We start from the raw sequence: 20,826 nt of genomic DNA, 5'->3' as shown, positions 1-20,826 counted from the left end.
TCGACGTCCTCGTCCGTCGCTTCTCCATGCCTCAACTCGACTGGTCTGACCACTAGACCATCTGTCCGGCGACCCCTATGGTCTCCGCATGCCCCTGCAACCAGTCAACCGGCGCTCGGTTCCTGACGAAGTGTTCGACCAGCTCTTCGGGGAACTCGTGAGCGGCGGCCTCGCTCCGGGCGAGAGCCTTCCCAGTGAGCGGCGGCTTGCCGAAGTCCTCGGCGTCTCACGCCCCGCGGTACGGGAAGCCCTGCAACGACTCGCGCATGCCGGCCTGGTCGAAGTCCGTCAGGGGGACGCCACCACCGTGCGCGACATCCGCAGAGCGGGCGGCCTCGATCTGCTGCCCCGCCTCCTGTTCGCCGGGGGCGAGCTCGACCTGGGGGTCGCCCGCAGCATTCTGGAGGCCCGGCTCCACGTGGGCCCGAAGATCGCCGAACTCGCGGCGCGGCGCAAGGGACCGGAACTCGCCGCCCCGCTCCATGCCGCCGTCCGGGCGCTCGAGGACGACGCCGATCCCGTCAACAGGCAACGGCTCGCCCTGACTTTCTGGGAGCACGTCACGGACGCGGCCGAGTCCGTGACCTTCCGCCTGATGTTCAACAGCCTCCGAGCCGCCTACGAACCCGCCCTGGATGCCCTGGCCCACGTCATGGCCGCGGAGGTGGACCGCACCGACGCGTACGCCGTCCTCGCGGAGGCGATCGTCCAGGGCGACGCGCCCGCCGCCCGCACGCGCGCGGAGGATCTGCTCGGACCGGCGACCACGGCCCTGATCGACGTCATCGATCTGCTCGACGAGGAGTAGCCATGAACCTGCGCAGGACGATCACGCGCATACGGACGTCCGCCGACGGAGCCTCGGACGAGGCCGCCCGGGCCCGCGTCCGGGCGGACGAGGCCGCACAGTCGGTGCCGCGCCGCACCGACGTCACGCTGGGCAGCGTGTTCCGGGCCTTCTGGCGCTACCCCTCGCCCTGGATGATCAGCGGCACGCTGGTGACCGTGCTCGTCTGCCGGACCGTGCTGGGCGACTGGCGCGCCACGGACGCGTACGCCCCGGTGATCCTGCTCCTGCTGTTTCCGTTCCTGGAGTGGCTGATACACGTCTTCGTGCTGCACTGGCGGCCCCGGAAGGTCGCCGGAGTCGTCCTCGACACCCTCCTTGCGAGGAAGCACCGCGAGCACCATGTCGACCCGCGTGACGTCCCGCTCGTCTTCATACCCTGGAGGGCGCTCGTCTGGGTCGTCGTCGGCTACAACGCCATCGCCCTGATCGCCTTCCCGCGGCTGGGCCAGGCCCTGACGTTCATGCTGAGCGTGGCGGTGACGGGTCTGGTCTACGAGTGGACGCACTACCTGATCCACAGCGACTACCGGCCTCGGAGCAGGGCCTACAAGGCGGTCTGGCGCAACCACCGGCTTCACCACTACAAGAACGAGCACTACTGGTTCACCGTCACCACGACCGCCAGCGCCGACCGGCTCTTCGGGACCTACCCCGATCCGGCCACCGTGCAGACCTCGCCGACCGCCAAGAACCTGCACGGCGCCGCCTGACGCACCGACCGGGCCGTACGTGGCCCTTCTCGTCCTCGGACCTGATCAGCGCTCCGTACTGCTGCGGACTGAGCAGGCCGTCGGCGGCGGGGTCCGGCAGGGTGACCTCGCTCGGCCATCCGTCGCCGTACGGGTCGGTGTCCCGCCCCAGGTCCGACCCGGCGCCGTGGGATCCCGTGCGGGATGAGAGGGTCTGGCGGGTGAGTGAGACACCGACGAACACCCTGCAATACCGCATCGACGGCCCCGACGACGCCCCCGTGCTGGTGATCGGACCCTCCCTCGGCACCACCTGGCACATGTGGGATCGGCAGATACCCGAGCTCACCCGGCAGTGGCGCATCGTCCGCTTCGACCTGCCGGGGCACGGCGGGGCACCCGCCCGGCCCTTCACCTCCGTCGCCGAGCTCGGCGACCGGCTGCTGGCCACCCTCGACGACCTGGGCGTGCAGCGCTTCGGCTATGCCGGCTGCTCCATCGGCGGCGCCGTCGGCCTGGACCTCGCGCTGCGGGCGCCTCACCGAGTCGCCTCCCTCGCCCTGGTCGCCGCCTCGCCCCGGTTCGGCAGCGCCGACGAGTTCCGCCAGCGCGGAGTGATCGTCCGCACCCACGGCCTCGAACCCATGGCCCGTACGGCACCCGAGCAGTGGTTCACGCCCGCCTTCCGCGCCGCGCAGCCGGCGATCGTCGAGTGGGCCGTACAGATGGTCCGCACCACCGACCCCGGCTGCTACATCGGCGCCTGCGAGGCGCTCGCCGTCTTCGACGTACGGGAGGCCCTCGGCCGGATCGGCGTCCCGGCGCTCGTGCTCGTCGGCTCCGACGACCAGGTCACCGGCCCCGCCGAGGCCCGCACCCTCGTCGCCGGGATCGCCGACGCCCGGCTCGCCGTCGTCCCCGGCGCCTCCCACCTCGCGCCGGTCGAGCAGCCCGCCGCCGTCACGGAGCTGCTCACCGGCCACTTCGCCGGTGTCGTCCACGACACGCAGAGTGCCGTGCCCGCCCTGGCGATGCCGCCCGTCTCCTCCCCCGTCGTGCCCGTCGCCGAGATCGCGCCCGCCGAGCCCGCGGGCGAGCCCGCGCACGCCGTGCGGACCGACCCGTACGGCCAGGGCCTCAAGCTCCGCCGCGAGATCCTGGGCGACGCCCACGTGGACGAGGCGCTGACCGACGAGTACGGCGCCGACCTCCAGGCCCTCCTCACCCGGTACGCCTGGGGTGAGGTGTGGAGCCGGGAAGGCCTCGACCGCCGCACGCGCAGCTGTGTCACCCTCACCGCGCTGATCGCCGGCGGCCACCTGGACGCGCTCGCCGACCACACCAGGGCCGCCCTGCGCAACGGGCTGACGCCCGACGAGCTCCGCGAGGTCGTGCTGCAGACCGCCGTCTACTGCGGGCTGCCCGCCGCGGAGAGCGCCCTGCGCGTCATCGGCAGGGTGATCAAGGAGGAGACGACGCCCCAGGCGTAGGCTGAGCGGGCCGGTACGGCCCGTCGCGAGGTGGAGTCCTGTGAAGCTGACGAAGATGTCCCACGCCTGCGTCCGTCTGGAGAAGGACGGGCGGACGCTCGTCATCGACCCGGGCGCGTTCAGCGAACAGGACTCCGCCGTCGGCGCCGACGTCCTGCTCGTCACCCACGAACACCCGGACCACTTCGCCGAGGACCGGCTGCGCGCCGGTCTGGAGTCCAATCCGGCTGCCGAGATCTGGACGCTGCGGAGCGTCGCGGAGAAGCTCTCCGCCGCGTTCCCCGGCCGCGTCCACACCGTCGGCCACGGCGACACCTTCACCGCGGCCGGTTTCGACGTCCAGGTCCACGGCGAGCTGCACGCCGTGATCCATCCCGACATCCCCCGGATCACCAACGTCGGCTACCTCGTGGACGGCGCCGTCTTCCACCCGGGCGACGCGCTGACCGTGCCCGAGCACCCGGTGGACACGCTGATGCTCCCGGTCATGGCCCCCTGGAACAAGATCGCCGAGGTCATCGACTACGTCCGGGAGGTCAAGCCGCGCCGCGCCTTCGACATCCACGACGCCCTGCTCACGGACCTCGCCCGGCCCATCTACGACCGGCAGATCGGGGAGCTCGGCGGCACGGACCACGGCCGTCTGACCCCGGGGGACTCCACCGAACTGTGATCCACCGGCGGCGCGGGACGGGCGCGGGACCGGTGACTGTCACACCCCGCCGTTAGGCTTGCGCACATGCGCATCGCGACCTGGAACGTCAATTCGATCACCGCCCGCCTGCCCCGACTCCTGGCCTGGCTGGAGAGCACCGGCACGGACGTGCTGTGCGTCCAGGAGACCAAGTGCACCGCCGAGCAGTTCCCCTCCGAGGCGCTGCGCGAGCTCGGGTACGAGTCGGTGGTCAACGCCACCGGCCGCTGGAACGGCGTGGCGCTGATCTCGAAGGTCGGCCTGGAGGACGTCGTCACAGGACTGACCGACGGCCCCGACTACGAGACGCTGCAGGAGCCGCGGGCCATCTCCGCCACCTGCGGCCCGGTCCGCGTCTGGTCGGTGTACGTGCCGAACGGCCGCGAGGTCGCCCACGAGCACTACGCGTACAAGCTCCGCTGGCTGGAGGCGCTCCGGGCGGCCGTCGCGGAGGACGCGGCGGGCGAGCGGCCCTTCGCCGTCCTCGGCGACTACAACATCGCGCCGACCGACGACGACGTCTGGGACCGGGCGGCCTTCGAGGGCCTCACGCACGTCACCGAACCGGAGCGGGCCGCCCTGGCCGGCCTCCGCGAGACGGGCCTCACGGACGTGGTGCCGCGCCCCCTGAAGTACGACCACCCCTTCACGTACTGGGACTACCGCCAGCTCTGCTTCCCGAAGAACCGCGGCATGCGCATCGACCTGGTGTACGGCAACAAGCCGTTCGCCGACGCGGTCAAGGACAGTTACGTCGACCGCGAGGAGCGCAAGGGCAAGGGCGCGTCCGACCACGCCCCGGTCGTCGTCGACCTGGACGTCTAGCCTTCCGGGACCCGCCCCCGTAGACGATCTCCGCGCGCCGGGTGGTGCCACGAGAGGGTGAAATGCGACGCTGTTCGGATGAACATCCCGTTCCTGGACAACTGGCGAAAGCGGCATGAGGCCGAGCATTCCCTGGCCGCGGCCTTCGACCGCGACCCCGAGGGGGTGGGTGAGCTGCTCGCCGAGTGCGAGCTGCTCCGCGCCAGGGTCCAGGATGCCGGGGTGGTGCTCGACGACACTCCGCGCTCGCTCGCAGCCCTCGACCAGCTTCCGCCGCGCTGGCGTGACGATCCGGAGGAGCTGCCCTGGCTGGGCAACGACGCCGGGCTCTATCTGGGCACCGTCATCGTGCGGAACGTGCCGGGCGCGAGCTGGCAGGTGTGGCCCGGCGGGCAGCCGGTGGTGCGACTGGCCTCGGGACGTGAGATCAACGTCGTCGAGGCGGGGCTCGACTGGGCCATGAGCGGATCGCCCGAACTCTCCCAGGTGTACGGGGAAGCCGCCGAGTTCTGACCCGGCGCACAGGCCCTCACCGGCCGCGCGCCGCCTCCCTGCAGTAAATACGGCTTATACCGGTTTTTTGCGTGTCGACCGTGAAGCCCCTTTTGGGGTGGATAGTTTGCGCTGACCTCGACAGTGCCGAAAAGGGGGCAGGGGAGCGTATGGCGGTCGCCGATCTGTTGATCGAGCTACGTGACGTCACCAAGTACCGCGGCGCGTCGCACGTGCTGCGGGGGACCACTCTCACCGCCGACGTATCGCTGGCGCAGACCGGAGTCCGCGAGCGCACGCAGGCCGTCGAGCTCGCTCCGGCCGAACCAGGGACGCTGCTGCCGGGCGGGGGCCCCGCCAAGGGGACCTAGCCGCCGCGCAGCAGCGCGCAGGGAGCCATGCCCGCCCGGCAGCAGCCGGTGATCACTCCGCCCGCAGGGGAACCGCCACGTACGAGGGGTCGGACTCCGGGGAGGAGAAGGTCAGCTGTGCGCCGGTCGGGTTGTGCTCGATGTAGAGCGGGTCGACGGTGTCGACGACCAGGGCGAGACGGTGTCCGGCGGGCACGTCGTAGGCCGTGGAGAACAGCTCCAGGTCGACGCCGAACGGTGTGCCGGGCGTCTTGCCGTGGAAGGTGTACGGGGCATTGGTGACCAGCTTGCCGAGGCCGAGCGGGCCCACGTCGTAGAGGTACGCGACGAGGGTGCCGCTCTCCTTCGTGGAGGTGACCGTGGTGTGCACCTTCACCGTGCCGCGCACCTTCTGGGACGTGCCGTGGCGCTCGGACTGCCATACGCCGGCGAAGGCGCGGGGGAGCAGGGGGACGGAGGCCACGGGTGGGGTCCTGAACAGCTGGTCCAGGAGGTTGGTGAGCATCACGACTCCGCCGTTGGCGCCGGAGTCGACGTTCGCCCGGATCCGCTGGGTGGAGCCGAGCGCGAACTTCCGCTCGTTCGCCCCGACCGACTTCCAGTCCGGGTAGCCCTCGTAGCCCCCGGTGGAACGGGACTTGAGCTGGACGGGCTGTTCGCGGTCGATGCCGTTGTCGGCGCCCTTGAGATGGTGGTCGAACCAGCGGTGGGCGCTCGTCCAGGTGTCGTTGGGCAGCCCGAGCAGGCCGGTGGCCTCGGCGGTGGCGTGGTCGCCGGGGCGGAACTCCAGGCGCTTGGGACCCTGGAGCCTCTCGTAGAAGGAGGCGTACTGGTTGGGCGGGAAGATCGTGTCGCCCCAGGCGTTGCCGAGCATGATCGCCGCGCCGTTGGCGTTGATCCGGTCGAGGTAGGTGACCGCGGAGCGCTTCCTGCCCCATTCGATCATCTCCCCCTCCTTGGCGAGGTTGGAGGAGAGGAAGTCGCCCAGGATCTGCTGGAGTTCGGGTCCCGGGCGGCCGGTGAGGTAGCCCGCGCCGCCGAGCAGCCCGGCGGCCTGGCGGTGCTGGGTGCGACCGCTGTAGATGGACTCGATGAGGTCGGCCCAGCCGCTGAGGGCCGTGACGGCCTTGATCCGGTCGTCGTGCGCGGCGGCGAGGAGGCTGATCCCGGCGCCGTAACTGACGCCCGCCATACCGACCTTCGCGGGGTCGGCGGGGGTGTGGGCCAGGGCCCAGTCGATGACCTTGGACGCGTCGGCCACGTCCTTGGGCCCCGCGGTCTCGATCTGGCCACCGGACTGCCAGAAGCCGCGCGAGTTGTAACTCACCACGACGTAGCCGGAGTCGGCGAGCTTCTGAGCCTGTGCCAGGTACTCGATCTGGGGCATGGCCCAGCTGGTGGGGAGCACGATCACGGGGTAGCGGGCCGAACCGTCGGCACCGGCGGGGGTGACGACGTTGGCCTTGAGGACGGTGCCGCCGTCGCCGGCGATGTCGACGAAGCGTACGGACGTGCCGGACTCCGCGGCGTGGGCGGCGGGGGCGAGCCCGAGGGCCGTCCCGGCCACCAGGGCGGCCGAGACGGCGAAGACGAGAGATGTACGCACGGGTCACTCCTCACTCGTGTCACTGGTGGGGACAGTGCAAAGTGACCCGACGGTAACCGGCCAGACTTACCTGGGGTAACTGGTCGGTAAGTTACGCGAGGGTAACGATTGTTGAACGCGAGATCAGCGCAGCGCGCTCTTGGCCTGCCACTCGGCCCAGGAGAGGTTCCACTCGCCGTAGCCGTTGTTCAGGGCCTGAGTCCCCTTGGCGTCCGAGCCGGTGATCTCGAAGGGGTCGCCGACCTGCACCGCGTCGTACACACTCCGCGCGTTCGCGTCGCTCATGCCGATGCAGCCGGAGCTCCTGTTGGCGCTGCCGAAGTACGCGGCGTTCCAGGGGGCCGCGTGGGCGTACATCCCCGACCAGGTCAGGCGCATCGAGTAGTCGACCATCTTGTCGTACGCGTCACCGAGGCCGACGGTCTCGGAACGCATGTTGATGGTGCCCTCCTTCGACATCAGGACGGTCTTCCCGCGCCAGGACGCCTTCTCGCCGCCCGGTGTGCCGGCCGACATCGGCACGTCCTTGACCGTCTGCCCGTCCCGCAGCAGCCTGAGCCGGTGGCTGTCGAGATCCACCTTGACCAGCTGGCTCCGGCCGATCGTGAACGTGGTGGTGTAGTCGCGTACGAACCAGCCGCCGACGCCGGAGTCGATCCCGCTCAGCGTGGCGTCGAGCGTCACCTTCGTCCCGGACTTCCAGTACTCCTTCGGCCGCCAGTCGACCCGGTCCTTGCCGGACCAGTCCTGCATCCAGCCCCACGAGCCCTCGGTGTCGTTCGAGGTGGTGACCCTGAGGTGCTTCTCGACGTCCGCCTTGTTCTTCACCGGGTGGTCGAACACGATCGACAGCGGCTGGGCGATGCCGACGGTGGTGTTCTTCCCGGGGGCCAGGGTCAGCTTGTTGACCTTGTCGGGGGCGGCGGTGGTGAAATCCGCCTTCGCGCTGCCCCCGGCGGCGTCCCGCGCCTCGATCGCGTACGCCGTCCCGGGTGCCGCCCGCCGCGCGGACGTCCAGCTCTTCCCGTCGGCCGCCACCTTCCCCTCCAGCCGGGCACCCTTGGAGTCGGTGACGTTCACCTCCGTGAGCCGCTCGCCCTCGGCCAGCGTCACGGTGACGGGCTCGCCGGCCCGGGCCTTGTCCCCGGTCAGGTTCACCGAGATCCGCGTCTTCGGCGGAGCCTGCTTGTCGTCACCCCCTGGGCCGCCCGCTCCACCCGATCCGCCGGAACACGCACAGAGCCCCAGGGTCAGGGCGGCGGTGACGAGCAGGGCGGGCACGGGTATGCGGTTCACGAGGACGACCTCCGGTGGTGATCTCTTACGCGGGGTGAGAGTGCCGGTGACCGTGATCGGTTCCGAATAGGTGGACTATTTCGCCGATGTCGGATGTGAGATGGGCGATACGCGTCGGGATCGGGTTCGGGGGGATCCGGAACGTGGGGGAGACCTCGTGATGGTCGTCTCCCACGCCGGGCGCGGGGTGTTCGACGCCACCACCGGGGAGCGGATCGCTCGTGACCAGGACCCCGAGGGCGAGATCCCCGAGGGACCGGACCTCACCTGCCCGGGGCTCGGGCCGCTCGCCGGGACGCGGGTGCGGATCGCCGGGCTGTACGGAGGAGGGCTGCACTCCACTGCCTCCGGCGGGTGGCACGTCGAGGTCGTCGGCCCCGACTGGCCGAACGAACGGGTCCTGCTGAGCGCCGACGGAGGCATGCCCCACTCCGGCCCGCACGGCGAGAAGTGGTGGCACGTCTTCCACTCCACCTGGTCGGAACTGCGCGCCGTCGGCTTCTCGCTCTCCGGGCGGACCCTGGCCGTCGCGACCAGCAGTGACCTGACTCTGTGGAGCCGCTCCGAGGCGTGACGCCCCGGGGATCTGGAATTCCGGCGGCGGCCGCCCCAAGCTATGGGGCGTGGACAGCGACAGCGGCGTACCCGACGTCTTCGACCCGCGGATCTACGCCGGCGGGATCCCGCACAAGGTCTTCCGGGTGCTGCGTGAGCGGTGGCCCGTCGCCTGGCAGGAGGAGTACGAAGTCCTCGGCTGGCCCGCCGGACCCGGGTTCTGGGCCGTGACGCGCCACGCCGACGTCGTACGGGTGCTCAAGGACTCCGCCGACTACTCCTCACATCTCGGCGCCACCCAGATCCGCGACCCCGACCCGGCCGATCTGCCGTTCATCCGGCGGATGATGCTCAACCAGGACCCCCCGCGACACGGCCGGCTGCGGCGGCTGGTCAGCCGCGCCTTCACGCCCGGGCGGATCGAACGGTTCGCCGCGACCGCGCGGGCGCGCGCCCGCGAGCTGCTGACGGCAGCCGTCGACGCCGGCCCCGAGGTCGACCTCGTCCACGCCGTCACCGACGACTACGCGCTCCTCAACCTCACCGACCTGCTCGGCGTACCGGCGAGCGACCGCGGTCTGCTGCTCGGCTGGACCGAGCGGGTCATCGCCTACCAGGACCCCGACGAGCCGCCCGTCCTCGACGAACGGGGCCTGCCCGTCAATCCCCGGTCGCCCACCATGCTCGCCGAGATGTTCGACTACGCCCAGGAGCTCGCCGCCCACAAGCGGAAGAACCCCGCCGACGACATCATGACCACGCTCGCCACCTCCGAACTCCTCCCCGCCGAACTGGAGATGTTCTTCTTCCTGCTGACCGTCGCCGGCAACGACACGGTCCGCAGCGCCGCCCCCGGCGGGCTGCTCGCCCTCGCCGAGCACCCGGACGAACGGCGGCGCCTCTGGAGCGGCGAGACCGGCGTCGGACGGGCCGTCGACGAGCTGCTGCGGTGGCACCCGCCCGTGCTCTCGTTCCGCCGCACCGCCGTCCGCGACACCGAACTCGCCGGCCGGCCCGTCGCCGCAGGTGACAAGGTCGTCGTCTTCCACGCCTCCGCCAACCACGACGAACGCGTCTTCACCGACCCCCACCGCCTCGACCTGGACCGGACCCCGAATCCGCACGTCTCCTTCGGAGAGGGCCCGCACGTCTGCCTCGGCGCCCACTTCGCCCGGCTCCAGCTCCGCGTCCTTCACGAGGAGGTACGCGACACCCTGGACGACCTCACGCTCACCGCGCCGCCCCGGCGCCTCGTCTCCAACTTCATCAACGGCGTCAAGACCCTGCCGGTTCGGGTGCGGTAGCAGGGGCCTCGGCCTGCTCGGCCGGCCGGGGCGGCTCCGTCCGCGCCGCCCGCGTGACATCGGCGACCAGCTCCACCACATCGGGGCCGTACGCGTCGGAGTTGACCACCTTGAGGAGCAGCACGAAAGGCCCGGCGCCGTACTTGCGCGCCAACTTCTCGTGATGCCGTGCCAGATGACGGGCCGCCGCCTGATTGGTCACCGCGGTCTGGCCGCAGAAGAGGAAGACCGGCCGTCCCCCGTCCCCTCCGGTGAGGCGTGCGAGGACCACGTACTCGGTCACCCCCTTCGTGAGCCGGTACGTCTCGCCCCCGACCGTGACCTTCCCGCGGTGCGCGACCGGGTCCGGCTCCACGGTCATCGTCAGGCCCGGCAGCAGGGACGAGAGATGCGCCGCCATCCGGCGGTTCGACGACGGTCCGCCGACGCAGAACTCCGCGCGATCCCCGAGACCCTGGCGTGCCTCGTCGTGCTGGACGATCGCAGGCCGCGCCCCGCAGTCCTTGATCAGGGCCGAGAGTTCGAGCAGGGCGGAGACGTCGATGCTGTGCACCGTCCGCTCGCCGCCCGCCTTGCGGTTCATCACCAGCAGGCACTCGGAACCGTCGGTCAGCCCGAAGAACGCCTGCTTGCGCCGGAGCTTCCGGCGCCAGAGATAGGTCCGGGCCAGCCAGCCCAGTGAGGCGCTGACCCCGGTCGCCAGGACCCCCAGCACGACATTGCGCAGGTCTTCATTCATGGGGGCGCATGCTAGCGGCCCGGCGCACCGGTGTTCGAGGCGGTCCTGACGCGAGGGCGGGACGGAAGTTACGCTGCGCGGACGGTCGTCGACTGGAGGTACAAGTGGGACGCTCCACCGCTCGGAAGGTCTCTCTGCTCGCCGTCGCCGTGACGGTGCTCTCCGTGGGGGCCGCGGCGCCACCGGCCGGCCCCACACCGCCGGCGCCCCCCGTGAAGGAACCCGTCGCCGTCGGGTACGGCGGAGCCGTCGCCAGTGTCGACGCCGACGCCTCCGCCGCCGGAATCGAGGTGCTCCGCAGGGGCGGCAACGCCGTCGACGCGGCCGTCGCCGTGGCCGCGGCCCTCGGCGTCACCGAGCCGTACTCGGCGGGCATCGGCGGTGGCGGGTTCTTCGTCCACTACGACGCCAGGACCCGGACCGTCCGCACGATCGACGGCCGCGAGACCGCGCCCGCCTCCGCGGACGCGAACCTCTTCGTGGAGAACGGCGCTCCCATCCCCTTCGAGGAGGGCATGACCAGCGGCCGGGGCGTCGGGACCCCCGGCACGCCCGCCACCTGGGAGGCCGCGCTCGACGCCTGGGGCACCAAGCCGCTGCGTACCCTGCTCGAACCGGCCGAGCGCCTGGCGCGCGACGGCTTCACCGTCGACGCGACCTTCCGCGCCCAGACGGCCGCGAACGAGGCCCGCTTCCGGGACTTCCCCGCCTCCTCCGAGCTCTTCCTGCCGGGCGGGCAACTCCCGGCCGTCGGCTCCGTCTTCAAGAACGCCGACCTGGCCCGTACGTACGACAAGCTGGGCCGCGAAGGCGTCGGCGCCCTCTACCGGGGCCCGCTGGCCCGGGACATCGTCAACACCGTTCGGAAGCCTCCGGTACGGGAGGGGGCCACGCGTGTCGTCCGCTCCGGCGATCTGACGGAACGTGACCTCGCGGCGTACGAGACCGAACGGCGCCGGCCCACCAAGGTCTCCTACCGCGGCCTCGACGTCTACGGCATGGCCCCCTCCTCGTCCGGCGGCACGAGCGTCGGCGAGGCGCTCAACATCCTGGAGCGCACCGACCTCTCCGCCGCCTCGCAGACCGCCTATCTCCACCGCTTCATCGAGGCGAGCCGGATCGCCTTCGCCGACCGGGGCCGCTGGGTCGGCGACCCGGCCTTCGAGGACGTGCCGACGCGGGAACTGCTCTCACAGCGGTACGCCGACTCCCGGGAGTGCCTGATCCGGGACGACGCCGTGCTCACCAGCCCCCTCGCGCCGGGTGACCCGCGCGACCCGGCGGCCTGCGCGAGCGGAGGGACGGCCGCGCCGACCACGTACGAGGGCGAGAACACCACGCACCTCACGGTGGCCGACAAGTGGGGCAACGTCGTCGCGTACACGCTGACCATCGAGTCGACCGGCGGCAGCGGGATCACGGTCCCGGGCCGCGGCTTCCTGCTCAACAACGAGCTGACCGACTTCTCCTTCGCCCCGGCGAACCCGGCCGTCCACGACCCGAACCTCCCCGGTCCCGGAAAGCGCCCCCGCTCCTCGATCTCCCCGACGATCGTCCTCGACCGCCACGACCGGCCGGTGCTCGCGCTCGGCTCCCCGGGCGGGGCGACCATCATCACCACCGTGCTCCAGACGCTGACCGGCGTCGTGGACCGGGACCTGCCCCTCGTCGAGGCCATCGCGGCCCCGCGCGCCAGTCAGCGGAACCAGACGACGACGGAGCTGGAACCGGCCCTGTGGAACAGCCCGTTGCGCGCCGATCTTGAGGCCATCGGCCACGGCTTCCGGCAGAACCCGGAGATCGGCGCGGCCACCGGCGTCCAGCGGCTGCCGGACGGCCGCTGGATCGCCGCGGCGGAGAAGGTGCGGCGCGGCGGCGGCTCGGCGATGGTGGTGCGGCCGGCGGGGTAGGCCGCGTACGGGCCCTCGGGCCCGCCTGGCATCCGTCCCGTACGAGGGCGGGACTCGGTGCGCGAGGTCCCGCCCCCGCCCTACAGCGCCGTCAGGATCCGCGGGCCGTCGTCCGTGATGGCCACCGTGTGCTCGGCGTGGGCGGCGCGGGAGCCGTCCATCGTGCGGATCGTCCAGCCGTCCCGCGCCGTGTAGTGGTCGTCCCCGCCGCCGCCGATCAGCATCGGCTCGATCGCGAGGACCATGCCGTGCCGCAGCGGCATGCCCCGGCCCGGGCGTCCCTCGTTGGGCACGCCCGGGTCCTCGTGCATGGCCCGGCCGATGCCGTGGCCGCCGAAACCGTCGGGGATGCCGTATCCCGCGCCCCGGCAGACCCGGCCGATCGCGTGCGCGATATCGCCGATCCGGTTGCCGACGACGGCCGCGCCGATGCCCGCCTCCAGCGCGGCGTCGGCCGTGTCGATCAGCCGGGTGTCCTCGGGGCGCGCCCGGCCCACGGTGAAACTGACGGCGGAGTCGCCCGCCCAGCCACCGAGGAGCGCCCCGCAGTCCAGGGAGACCAGGTCCCCGTCCGCGAGACGGTGGTCGCCCGGGATGCCGTGCACGATCGCGTCGTTCACCGAGACGCAGACGACCGCCGGGAACGGCACGGGCGCCCAGTCGGGGTGATAGTCCAGGAACGGCGAGCCGGCCCCGGCCGTCGCGAGGACCTCCCGCGCCGCCAGGTCCAGCTCCTTCGCCGTCACGCCGGGCGCCGCCTTCTTCCGTGCGGCCGCCAGCGCCTCGGCGACCACCCGCCCGGCGGCGCGCATGGCCCGCAGGGATTCGTCCGTCTTGATCTCCACCATGCCCATTACTATACCGGTATTACAATGGTGGGCATGGTGCGCACACCCCTGACCCCCGAAGAGCGCGAACGTGGCGAGCGGCTCGGCCGCATCCTGCGCGAGGCGCGTGGAGGCCGCTCGATGGTCGAGATCGCCGCGGCCGCGGGACTCTCCGCCGAGACCCTCCGCAAGATCGAGACCGGGCGGGCCCCGACCCCCGCCTTCTTCACCGTCGCGGCCCTCGCCGGAGTCCTCGGCCTCTCGATGGACGACCTCGTCACCCGGTGCGCGCTGGTGCCGGTCTGACGCCACTAGGCTCGGCGGCATGATTCCCGAGGAGCTGCGACGCGGCCGCTACGTCAGTCTGACCACCTTCCGCCGGAACGGCACCGGTGTCGCCACGCCGGTCTGGTACGCGGTCGAGGGCGACGAGCTGTACGCCTGGACCCGTACCGACTCCTGGAAGGTCAAGCGGCTGCGGAACGACCCGCGGACCGTCGTCGCCGTATGCGACGTGCGCGGGAACGTCGCGGAGGATGCGGTGCGCCTGGAGGGCTCCGGCCGGCTCCTGGAGGGCGAGGAGCTGCGACGGGTGCGGAAGCTCCTCTCGCGCAAGTACACCTGGCAGTTCTGGCTCGTCGACTGGCCCGCGACGATCGCCCGGCTGGGCAAGCGGCCGCACACCGGGATAGCGGTGAGCTTCTGACCCGTTCGCCACCGGAGCGGGCGACGGACGAAAACAGTCCGTAGCCGTCCCGTAACACGACTGGGGTCGAATACCCCCGGACCGGAAGGGCCCAGTCGAGTGCGCGGGCGGTGCAGACGATATGACGGTGTATCAACTCCCGGCGGAGGTAGGCGTGTTCGCGCGCTACCTCAGAGGCCTTGCGGCGAGCCTGGTGCCGGGCGAAGGCTGGTACGGCGTCTTCGCCGGCCGTGACCCGGAAGGTCTGCGGGCCTGCTTCGACGGTACGGAGATCCCGCCCTGGGACGTCGTCGAGTCGCTGCTCCACGATCTGGGAGAGTCGGCGTCCGGGCCGCAGGCCACCCGGGCGCGGGTCCTGCACCGCGCGGCCGCGGCGGCGCACGACCGGCGGCCGGGCGGGGCGGAGGCGCTGCGCGGGCGCCTGGAGGCGATGGAGCGCGAGCGGCGGTACGCCGAGGCCCGCGCCCAGGAGCTGGACGCCGCGCTGAGGGAGGCGCGGGGCACCCCGGACGCCGACCGGATCGACGGCGAACTGGCCTGGAGCCGGGACGACCACGCCCGCGCGACCGCCCGCATCGCGGACCTCACGTCCCGCCTGGCGGCGCTCAGGCCCGAAGGGGCCCCCGGCTCCGTCTCCGGGCCCGGCACGGACCATGGGTCCGGCTCCGTCTCCGGTCCCGCCTCCGGCTTCCCGTCCGCTTCCGGGCCGGCGCACGCTTCCGGCCCGGCATCCGCCTCCGGCGCCCGGCGATCCGGCGCGGGCCCGGCGCCTGACACCACCCCTGAGGCCGCCGCCTCCCCGCCCCCGCCCCCGCGTCACGGCGGAAGGCGGGGGGCGCGCGGTACGCGTGGCTCGGTGGGGTCGAGTCGGGCGGGGAGGGCGTACCGGTGCCCGCGACCGTGCCCGACCTGCCGGCGGCCGGCACGGCGCCGCGCGGGGCCAGGTTCGGGGTAGTCGAGGAGCCCGTCGCCCCCGACCCCGTTCCCGCCGCCGAGGCGGCCCGCGCGGCCGGGAACGCGGTCTACGCGCTCCAGCGACTGCGCTCCCAGGGGCGGAGCGGCGAGGCGCACGCACTGCTCTGCGAGGCCGTCTCCGGGCCGCCCGCCTGGCTCCCCGCGCTCGCCGCGGAGCTGCACCGGGCCGGCCTCGGCGCCGACTGGTCCACGCTCCTGTGGGAGGCGGCGCTGCTGCCGCCCGAGCGGCTCGCCGCCGTCGCCGGGGCGCTCGCCGACGCGGGCCGCTCCGAGGACTGCGAGCAGCTGCTGCGGCAGGGAGTCGCCCGCCCGGTCGGCGAACTCGCGGGCGCGTGCGCCGCGCTGCACGCCGAAGGGCACCACCGCGAGGCCCAGGCCCTGCTCACCGCCTTCCTTCGGGTCCGTACGCCCGTGGACGCCGCCCACCTCGCCGCCGCCGACCCGCAGACGTTGATCCCCCAACTCCGCACCGCCGCCGCCGCGATCTCCCCGGCCCTCGGGCGCGACCTGGCCCACGCCCTGCGCGTGGCGGGCCTCGCGGGCGCCTGACCCCGGATCCGGGCCCGGTGTCGAGCCCGGCCCCGAGCCCGGCCCCGAGCCCGGCCCCGAGCCCGGCCCCGAGCCCGGTCCGTGCCCGCCCCGAGCCGATTCGTAGGCGCCGCGTGACCGGTGGCAACCGCTCGTACGTCAACCCGATCGTGTCGGTGCGTGTCCGACATGGACCAGTCGGGTATGAAACATGATCGACTCCGGCGGTTCACGGCGGTGGTCTTGCTCCGGGGTGTGACGGGGCTTACGTTCTCCTCCTACGCACCGTGTCTACGTGCGTAGAGGCTCTCTGACGCCGCGCCGAAGGAGCAGCTCATGACCGACGTCGTACGCGCCGCACTCGTCCAGGCGACCTGGACCGGCGACACCGAATCCATGATCGCCAAGCATGAGGAGCACGCCCGTGAGGCGGCCCGGCAGGGCGCCAAGGTCATCGGGTTCCAGGAGGTCTTCAACGCCCCCTACTTCTGCCAGGTCCAGGAACCCGAGCACTACCGCTGGGCCGAGCCCGTCCCCGACGGCCCGACCGTCACGCGGATGAAGGAGCTGGCCCGCGAGACCGGCATGGTGATCGTCGTCCCGGTCTTCGAGGTCGAAGGCGCCGGTTTCTACTACAACACCGCCGCCGTCATCGACGCCGACGGCTCCTACCTCGGCAAGTACCGCAAGCACCACATTCCCCAGGTCAAGGGGTTCTGGGAGAAGTACTACTTCCGCCCCGGCAACCTCGGCTGGCCGGTCTTCGACACCGCCGTGGGCAAGGTCGGCGTCTACATCTGCTACGACCGCCACTTCCCCGAGGGCTGGCGGCAACTGGGCCTCAACGGAGCCCAGTTGGTGTACAACCCGTCGGCCACCCACCGGGGGCTCTCCTCCTACCTCTGGCAACTCGAGCAGCCGGCCGCCGCGGTCGCCAACGAGTACTTCGTCGCCGCCATCAACCGTGTCGGGATCGAGGAGTACGGCGACAACGACTTCTACGGCACCAGCTACTTCGTCGACCCCCGCGGCCGGTTCGTCGGCGACACCGCCTCGGACAAGACGGAGGAACTCGTCGTCCGCGACCTCGACTTCGGGGTCATCGAGGAGGTCCGCCAGCAGTGGGCCTTCTACCGGGACCGGCGCCCGGACGCCTACGACGGGCTGGTGCAGCCGTGACCGGCCTCTACGACCGCCATCGCGCGGTGATCCCCGACTGGGTCGCCCTCTACTACAAGGACCCCATCGAGATCACCCACGGCGAGGGCCGCCACGTCTGGGACGCCGAGGGCACCCGCTACCTCGACTTCTTCGGCGGCATCCTCACCACCATGACCGCCCATGCCGTGCCCGAGGTCACCAAGGCCGTCGCCGAGCAGGCCGGCCGGATCATCCACTCCTCCACGCTCTACCTCAACCGGCCCATGGTGGAGCTCGCCGAGCGCATCGCGGCCCTCTCCGGCATCCCGGACGCCCGCGTCTTCTTCACCACCTCCGGAACCGAGGCCAACGACACGGCCCTGCTGCTCGCCACCGCGTACCGCCGCTCCAACCAGATCCTGGCGATGCGCAACAGCTACCACGGCCGCTCGTTCTCCACCGTCGGCATCACCGGCAACCGCGCCTGGTCGCCGACAGGCCTCTCCCCGCTCCAGACCCTGTACGTGCACGGCGGCGTCCGCACCCGCGGACCGTACGCGCAGTACAGCGACGAGCGGTTCGTCGACGCCTGCGTCGCCGACCTCGAAGACCTCCTCGGACACACCCGTGACGTCGCCGCGCTCATCGCCGAACCCATCCAGGGCGTCGGCGGCTTCACCTCCCCGCCCGACGGGCTCTACGCCGCGTTCCGGCGCGTCCTCGACCGGCACGGCATCCTCTGGGTCTCCGACGAGGTGCAGACCGGCTGGGGCCGCACCGGCGACCACTTCTGGGGCTGGCAGGCTCACGACCAGGCGGGTCCGCCGGACATCCTCACCTTCGCCAAGGGCATCGGCAACGGCATGTCGGTCGGCGGGGTCGTCGCCCGCGCCGAGATCATGAACTGTCTCGACGCCAACTCCATCTCCACCTTCGGCGGTTCGCCGGTCACCATGGCCGCGGGTCTCGCCAACCTCGGCTACCTCCTCGAACACGACCTGCAGGGCAACGCCCGGCGCGTCGGGGGGCTGCTGATCGAGCGGCTGCGGGCCGTCGGCGCCTCCGTCGACGCCGTACGCGAGGTACGCGGCCGCGGCCTGATGATCGGCATCGAGCTCACCCGGCCGGGCACCGACGAGGCCGACCCGGCGGCGGCCGCCGCCGTCCTCGAGTCCGCCCGCGAGAACGGGCTGCTCATCGGCAAGGGCGGCGGTCACAACACCAGCTCGCTGCGGATCGCGCCACCGCTCTCGCTCACCGCAGCCGAGGCAGAGGAGGGCGCGGACATCCTCGAACAGGCCCTCCGCTCCCTGTAGTTCACCGCATCCAGCCAGGGGGACACCCGTGACCACCCGCACCCTCATCCGCGGCGGCCTCGTCGTCACCGCCGCCGACGAGATCCACGCAGACGTCCTGATCGAGGACGGCCGGATCGCCGCGCTCGCCGCGCACGGTTCCGACGCGGCCGCCGGATGGACCGCCGACCGCACCATCGACGCCACCGACCGCTACGTCATCCCGGGCGGCGTCGACGCGCACACCCACATGGAGCTGCCGTTCGGCGGCACCTTCGCCGCCGACACCTTCGAGACCGGCACCAGGGCCGCCGCCTGGGGCGGCACGACCACCATCGTCGACTTCGCCGTCCAGAGCGTAGGCCGCTCCCTGCGCGAAGGGCTCGACGCCTGGTACGCCAAGGCCGACGGGCAGTGCGCCATCGACTACGGCTTCCACATGATCATGTCGGACGTCAACGAGTCGACGCTCAAGGAGATGGACCGGCTCGTCCAGGAGGGCGTCAGCTCGTTCAAGCTGTTCATGGCGTATCCGGGGGTCTTCTACTCGGACGACGGCCAGATCCTGCGGGCGATGCAGCAGGCCGCCGACGACGGCGGGCTCATCATGATGCACGCCGAGAACGGCATCGCCATCGACGTCCTGGTCGAGCAGGCCCTTGCCCGCGGCGAGACCGACCCCCGCTACCACGGCGAGGTCCGCAAGGTCCTCCTGGAGGCCGAGGCCACCCACCGGGCGATCCAGCTCGCACGGGTCGCCGGAGCGCCGCTGTACGTGGTCCACGTCTCGGCGGAGGAGGCGGTCGCGGAGCTGGCGGCGGCCCGGGACAAGGGGCTGCCGGTCTTCGGCGAGACCTGCCCGCAGTACCTCTTCCTCTCCACCGACAACCTCGCCGAGCCGGGCTTCGAGGGCGCCAAGTACGTCTGCTCGACCCCGCTCAGGCCGAAGGAGCACCAGGCGGCCCTCTGGCGCGGGCTGCGGACCAACGACCTCCAGGTCGTCTCCACCGACCACTGCCCCTTCTGCTTCGTCGGCCAGAAGGAGCTGGGCCGGGGCGACTTCTCCAAGATCCCCAACGGCCTTCCGGGGGTGGAGAACCGGATGGACCTGCTCCACCAGGCCGTCGTCGACGGGCACATCAGCCGCCGCCGCTGGATCGAGATCGCCTGCGCCACGCCGGCCCGGATGTTCGGCCTGTACCCGCAGAAGGGCACGATCGCGCCGGGCGCGGACGCGGACGTCGTGATCTACGACCCGCACACCGTCCAGACGCTGTCGGCGGAGACCCACCACATGAACGTCGACTACTCGGCGTACGAGGGGAAGACTGTCACCGGCCAGGTCGAGACCGTCCTCTCGCGCGGCGAACTCGTCATCGACCAGAGGAAGTTCACCGGGCGCGCCGGGCACGGAGCCTTCACGCCGCGATCCACCTGTCAGTACCTGAACTAGGAGAACCACGACGTGGACTTCGGACTCGTCCTGCAGACCGACCCGCCCGCCTCCGAAGTCGTCGGCCTGATGCGCCGCGCGGAGCGCAACGGCTTCCGCTACGGCTGGACCTTCGACTCCGCCGTGCTCTGGCAGGAGCCCTTCGTCATCTACAGCCGCATCCTCGAACACACCACCAAGCTCCACGTCGGCCCGATGGTGACGAATCCGGGGACGCGGACGTGGGAGGTGACGGCCTCCACCTTCGCCACGCTCAACGACATGTACGGCAACCGGACCGTCTGCGGCATCGGCCGCGGCGACTCCGCCATGCGCGTCGCGGGGCGCAGGCCCAACACCCTGGCCAGGCTCGGCGAGGCCATCGACGTCATCCGCGACCTCGCCGAGGGGCGCGAGGCGCTCGTGGACGGCAACCCGGTCCGCATCCCCTGGGTGGCGGGCGGGAAGCTGCCGGTCTGGATGGCCGCGTACGGCCCGAAGGCGCTGGCGCTCGCCGGACAGAAGGCGGACGGCTTCATCCTCCAGCTCGCCGACCCGTTCCTCACCGAGTGGATGGTGAAGGCGGTCCGTCAGGCGGCGGTGGACGCGGGCCGTGACCCCGACGCGCTCGCGATCTGCGTCGCCGCCCCCGCGTACGTCACCGCCGACGACTCGCCCGAGGCGCTGGCCCACGCGCGCGACCAGTGCAGGTGGTTCGGCGGCATGGTCGGCAACCACGTCGCCGACCTGGTCGCCAAGTACGGCGAGCACTCCGGCATGGTTCCGGACGCGCTCACCGCGTACATCAAGGACCGGCACGGCTACGACTACAGCCACCACGGCCGCGCCGGGAACCCCTCCACGGACTTCGTCCCCGACGAGATCGTGGACCGCTTCTGCCTCCTCGGCCCGGCCGAGGCGCACGTCGAGAAGCTGAGGAGGCTGCGGGAGCTCGGCGTCGACCAGTTCGCCGTCTACAACATGCACGACGCGCGGGAGGTGACGATCGACGCGTACGGCTCCGACGTCATCCCCGCTCTCAACGCCTAGCCCCGGGAGGCGGGATGTCGTGGTCGACCCGGGTGCGGAGGTTCCGGACCGG

22 protein-coding genes are annotated in these 20,826 nt (G+C 71.8%); 18 read left to right on the top strand and 4 right to left on the bottom strand.

Translation table 11 applies throughout. The features are described 5' to 3' along the window. The first annotated feature begins 88 nt into the window (after positions 1-88). The 7 genes from ACF1G2_RS05110 (at position 89) to ACF1G2_RS05080 (ending at position 5,411) form a co-directional block, all read left to right on the top strand. Complete coding sequence (locus ACF1G2_RS05110; protein WP_391796906.1) at positions 89-808, top strand: FadR/GntR family transcriptional regulator; 720 nt, start codon at positions 89-91, stop codon at positions 806-808. A 2-nt stretch (positions 809-810) separates the two neighbouring features. Then, the gene (locus tag ACF1G2_RS05105) at positions 811-1,560 is read left to right on the top strand and encodes a sterol desaturase family protein (RefSeq protein WP_391796905.1); all 750 of its coding nucleotides are present in this window, start codon (positions 811-813) and stop codon (positions 1,558-1,560) included. A gap of 200 nt (positions 1,561-1,760) precedes the next feature. Further along, the gene (locus ACF1G2_RS05100; RefSeq protein ID WP_391796904.1) at positions 1,761-3,029 is read left to right on the top strand and encodes an alpha/beta fold hydrolase; all 1,269 of its coding nucleotides are present in this window, start codon (positions 1,761-1,763) and stop codon (positions 3,027-3,029) included. A 40-nt stretch (positions 3,030-3,069) separates the two neighbouring features. Further along, complete coding sequence (locus ACF1G2_RS05095) at positions 3,070-3,702, top strand: MBL fold metallo-hydrolase (protein ID WP_391796903.1); 633 nt, start codon at positions 3,070-3,072, stop codon at positions 3,700-3,702. Between the two features lie 66 nt (positions 3,703-3,768). Next, positions 3,769-4,548, top strand: a complete 780-nt coding sequence (locus ACF1G2_RS05090) for an exodeoxyribonuclease III (protein ID WP_391796902.1) — start codon at positions 3,769-3,771, stop codon at positions 4,546-4,548. Between the two features lie 78 nt (positions 4,549-4,626). After that, positions 4,627-5,061 (top strand): DUF6278 family protein, encoded by a 435-nt coding sequence (locus ACF1G2_RS05085; RefSeq protein ID WP_391796901.1) that lies wholly within the window; start codon positions 4,627-4,629, stop codon positions 5,059-5,061. Positions 5,062-5,210: 149 nt separating this feature from the next. Further along, positions 5,211-5,411 (top strand): hypothetical protein, encoded by a 201-nt coding sequence (locus ACF1G2_RS05080; protein WP_391796900.1) that lies wholly within the window; start codon positions 5,211-5,213, stop codon positions 5,409-5,411. Between the two features lie 52 nt (positions 5,412-5,463). On the opposite strand, the gene ACF1G2_RS05075 is transcribed toward ACF1G2_RS05080, so the two are convergent. Together ACF1G2_RS05075 and ACF1G2_RS05070 are read right to left on the bottom strand one after the other, a co-directional pair. After that, a complete protein-coding gene (locus ACF1G2_RS05075; protein ID WP_391796899.1) occupies positions 5,464-7,017 on the bottom strand; it encodes a CocE/NonD family hydrolase in 1,554 nt (517 codons plus the stop codon). A gap of 123 nt (positions 7,018-7,140) precedes the next feature. After that, on the bottom strand, positions 7,141-8,313 hold the full coding sequence (locus tag ACF1G2_RS05070) for an Ig-like domain-containing protein (RefSeq protein ID WP_391796898.1): 1,173 nt from the start codon (positions 8,311-8,313) through the stop codon (positions 7,141-7,143). 160 nt (positions 8,314-8,473) lie between these two features. On the opposite strand from ACF1G2_RS05070, the gene ACF1G2_RS05065 reads away from it, so the two are divergent. After that, the gene (locus tag ACF1G2_RS05065) at positions 8,474-8,887 is read left to right on the top strand and encodes a hypothetical protein (protein ID WP_391796897.1); all 414 of its coding nucleotides are present in this window, start codon (positions 8,474-8,476) and stop codon (positions 8,885-8,887) included. Positions 8,888-8,936: 49 nt separating this feature from the next. Further along, positions 8,937-10,172 carry a cytochrome P450 gene (locus ACF1G2_RS05060; protein WP_391796896.1) on the top strand — a complete coding sequence of 412 codons (1,236 nt, stop codon included), beginning with the start codon at positions 8,937-8,939 and terminating at the stop codon, positions 10,170-10,172. Here the strand turns inward: ACF1G2_RS05060 and ACF1G2_RS05055 are convergent. Further along, positions 10,144-10,911 carry a hypothetical protein gene (locus ACF1G2_RS05055; protein WP_391796895.1) on the bottom strand — a complete coding sequence of 256 codons (768 nt, stop codon included), beginning with the start codon at positions 10,909-10,911 and terminating at the stop codon, positions 10,144-10,146. The two genes, ACF1G2_RS05060 and ACF1G2_RS05055, sit on opposite strands and share 29 nt — an antisense overlap. A 104-nt stretch (positions 10,912-11,015) precedes the next feature. Here ACF1G2_RS05055 and ggt point away from each other — a divergent pair, with 104 nt between their 5' ends. Then, positions 11,016-12,821: a gamma-glutamyltransferase gene (gene ggt, locus ACF1G2_RS05050; RefSeq protein ID WP_391796894.1), complete on the top strand. Its 1,806-nt coding sequence runs from the start codon at positions 11,016-11,018 to the stop codon at positions 12,819-12,821. A gap of 80 nt (positions 12,822-12,901) precedes the next feature. Here ggt and map read toward each other — a convergent pair whose 3' ends face one another. Beyond that, positions 12,902-13,669, bottom strand: a complete 768-nt coding sequence (gene map, locus ACF1G2_RS05045; protein ID WP_391796893.1) for a type I methionyl aminopeptidase — start codon at positions 13,667-13,669, stop codon at positions 12,902-12,904. Between the two features lie 33 nt (positions 13,670-13,702). On the opposite strand from map, the gene ACF1G2_RS05040 reads away from it, so the two are divergent. The 8 genes from ACF1G2_RS05040 to ACF1G2_RS05005 all read left to right on the top strand — a co-directional run bounded on the left by ACF1G2_RS05040 (position 13,703) and on the right by ACF1G2_RS05005 (position 20,774). Further along, on the top strand, positions 13,703-13,954 hold the full coding sequence (locus ACF1G2_RS05040) for a helix-turn-helix domain-containing protein (protein ID WP_391796892.1): 252 nt from the start codon (positions 13,703-13,705) through the stop codon (positions 13,952-13,954). Between the two features lie 19 nt (positions 13,955-13,973). Continuing rightward, positions 13,974-14,354, top strand: coding sequence for a PPOX class F420-dependent oxidoreductase (locus tag ACF1G2_RS05035; RefSeq protein WP_391796891.1), 381 nt, complete (start codon positions 13,974-13,976; stop codon positions 14,352-14,354). Between the two features lie 154 nt (positions 14,355-14,508). Then, positions 14,509-15,309, top strand: coding sequence for a hypothetical protein (locus ACF1G2_RS05030; RefSeq protein WP_391796890.1), 801 nt, complete (start codon positions 14,509-14,511; stop codon positions 15,307-15,309). Continuing rightward, positions 15,243-15,878 (top strand): hypothetical protein, encoded by a 636-nt coding sequence (locus tag ACF1G2_RS05025; RefSeq protein WP_391796889.1) that lies wholly within the window; start codon positions 15,243-15,245, stop codon positions 15,876-15,878. The genes ACF1G2_RS05030 and ACF1G2_RS05025 overlap by 67 nt, the downstream gene beginning before the upstream one ends. A gap of 315 nt (positions 15,879-16,193) precedes the next feature. Further along, complete coding sequence (locus tag ACF1G2_RS05020) at positions 16,194-17,036, top strand: nitrilase-related carbon-nitrogen hydrolase (RefSeq protein ID WP_391796888.1); 843 nt, start codon at positions 16,194-16,196, stop codon at positions 17,034-17,036. Further along, positions 17,033-18,313 (top strand): aspartate aminotransferase family protein, encoded by a 1,281-nt coding sequence (locus tag ACF1G2_RS05015; protein ID WP_391796887.1) that lies wholly within the window; start codon positions 17,033-17,035, stop codon positions 18,311-18,313. The genes ACF1G2_RS05020 and ACF1G2_RS05015 overlap by 4 nt, the downstream gene beginning before the upstream one ends. Positions 18,314-18,341: 28 nt before the next feature. Then, a complete protein-coding gene (gene hydA, locus ACF1G2_RS05010; protein ID WP_391796886.1) occupies positions 18,342-19,745 on the top strand; it encodes a dihydropyrimidinase in 1,404 nt (467 codons plus the stop codon). Positions 19,746-19,757: 12 nt separating this feature from the next. Then, entirely contained in the window at positions 19,758-20,774 is a 1,017-nt protein-coding gene (locus ACF1G2_RS05005) for a TIGR03842 family LLM class F420-dependent oxidoreductase (RefSeq protein WP_391796885.1), read from the top strand. Positions 20,775-20,826 lie beyond the last annotated feature (52 nt).

Source organism: Streptomyces sp. NPDC013457, assembly GCF_043089925.1.
In the GTDB taxonomy this organism is placed as follows: Bacteria; Actinomycetota; Actinomycetes; order Streptomycetales; family Streptomycetaceae; genus Streptomyces.
Note: the sequence above shows the minus strand (reverse complement) of the source record. Positions and strands in the feature narration are given on the sequence as shown.

Coding starts and splice junctions, on each gene's coding strand:
- ACF1G2_RS05035 (WP_391796891.1), top strand. CDS start 13,974: ATGATTCCCGAGGAGCTGCGACGCGGCCGCTACGTCAGTCTGACCACC.
- map (WP_391796893.1), bottom strand. CDS start 13,669: ATGGTGGAGATCAAGACGGACGAATCCCTGCGGGCCATGCGCGCCGCC.
- ACF1G2_RS05080 (WP_391796900.1), top strand. CDS start 5,211: ATGGCGGTCGCCGATCTGTTGATCGAGCTACGTGACGTCACCAAGTAC.
- ACF1G2_RS05055 (WP_391796895.1), bottom strand. CDS start 10,911: ATGAATGAAGACCTGCGCAATGTCGTGCTGGGGGTCCTGGCGACCGGG.
- ACF1G2_RS05065 (WP_391796897.1), top strand. CDS start 8,474: ATGGTCGTCTCCCACGCCGGGCGCGGGGTGTTCGACGCCACCACCGGG.
- ACF1G2_RS05090 (WP_391796902.1), top strand. CDS start 3,769: ATGCGCATCGCGACCTGGAACGTCAATTCGATCACCGCCCGCCTGCCC.
- ACF1G2_RS05020 (WP_391796888.1), top strand. CDS start 16,194: ATGACCGACGTCGTACGCGCCGCACTCGTCCAGGCGACCTGGACCGGC.
- ACF1G2_RS05085 (WP_391796901.1), top strand. CDS start 4,627: ATGAACATCCCGTTCCTGGACAACTGGCGAAAGCGGCATGAGGCCGAG.
- ACF1G2_RS05040 (WP_391796892.1), top strand. CDS start 13,703: ATGGTGCGCACACCCCTGACCCCCGAAGAGCGCGAACGTGGCGAGCGG.
- ACF1G2_RS05110 (WP_391796906.1), top strand. CDS start 89: ATGCCCCTGCAACCAGTCAACCGGCGCTCGGTTCCTGACGAAGTGTTC.
- ACF1G2_RS05105 (WP_391796905.1), top strand. CDS start 811: ATGAACCTGCGCAGGACGATCACGCGCATACGGACGTCCGCCGACGGA.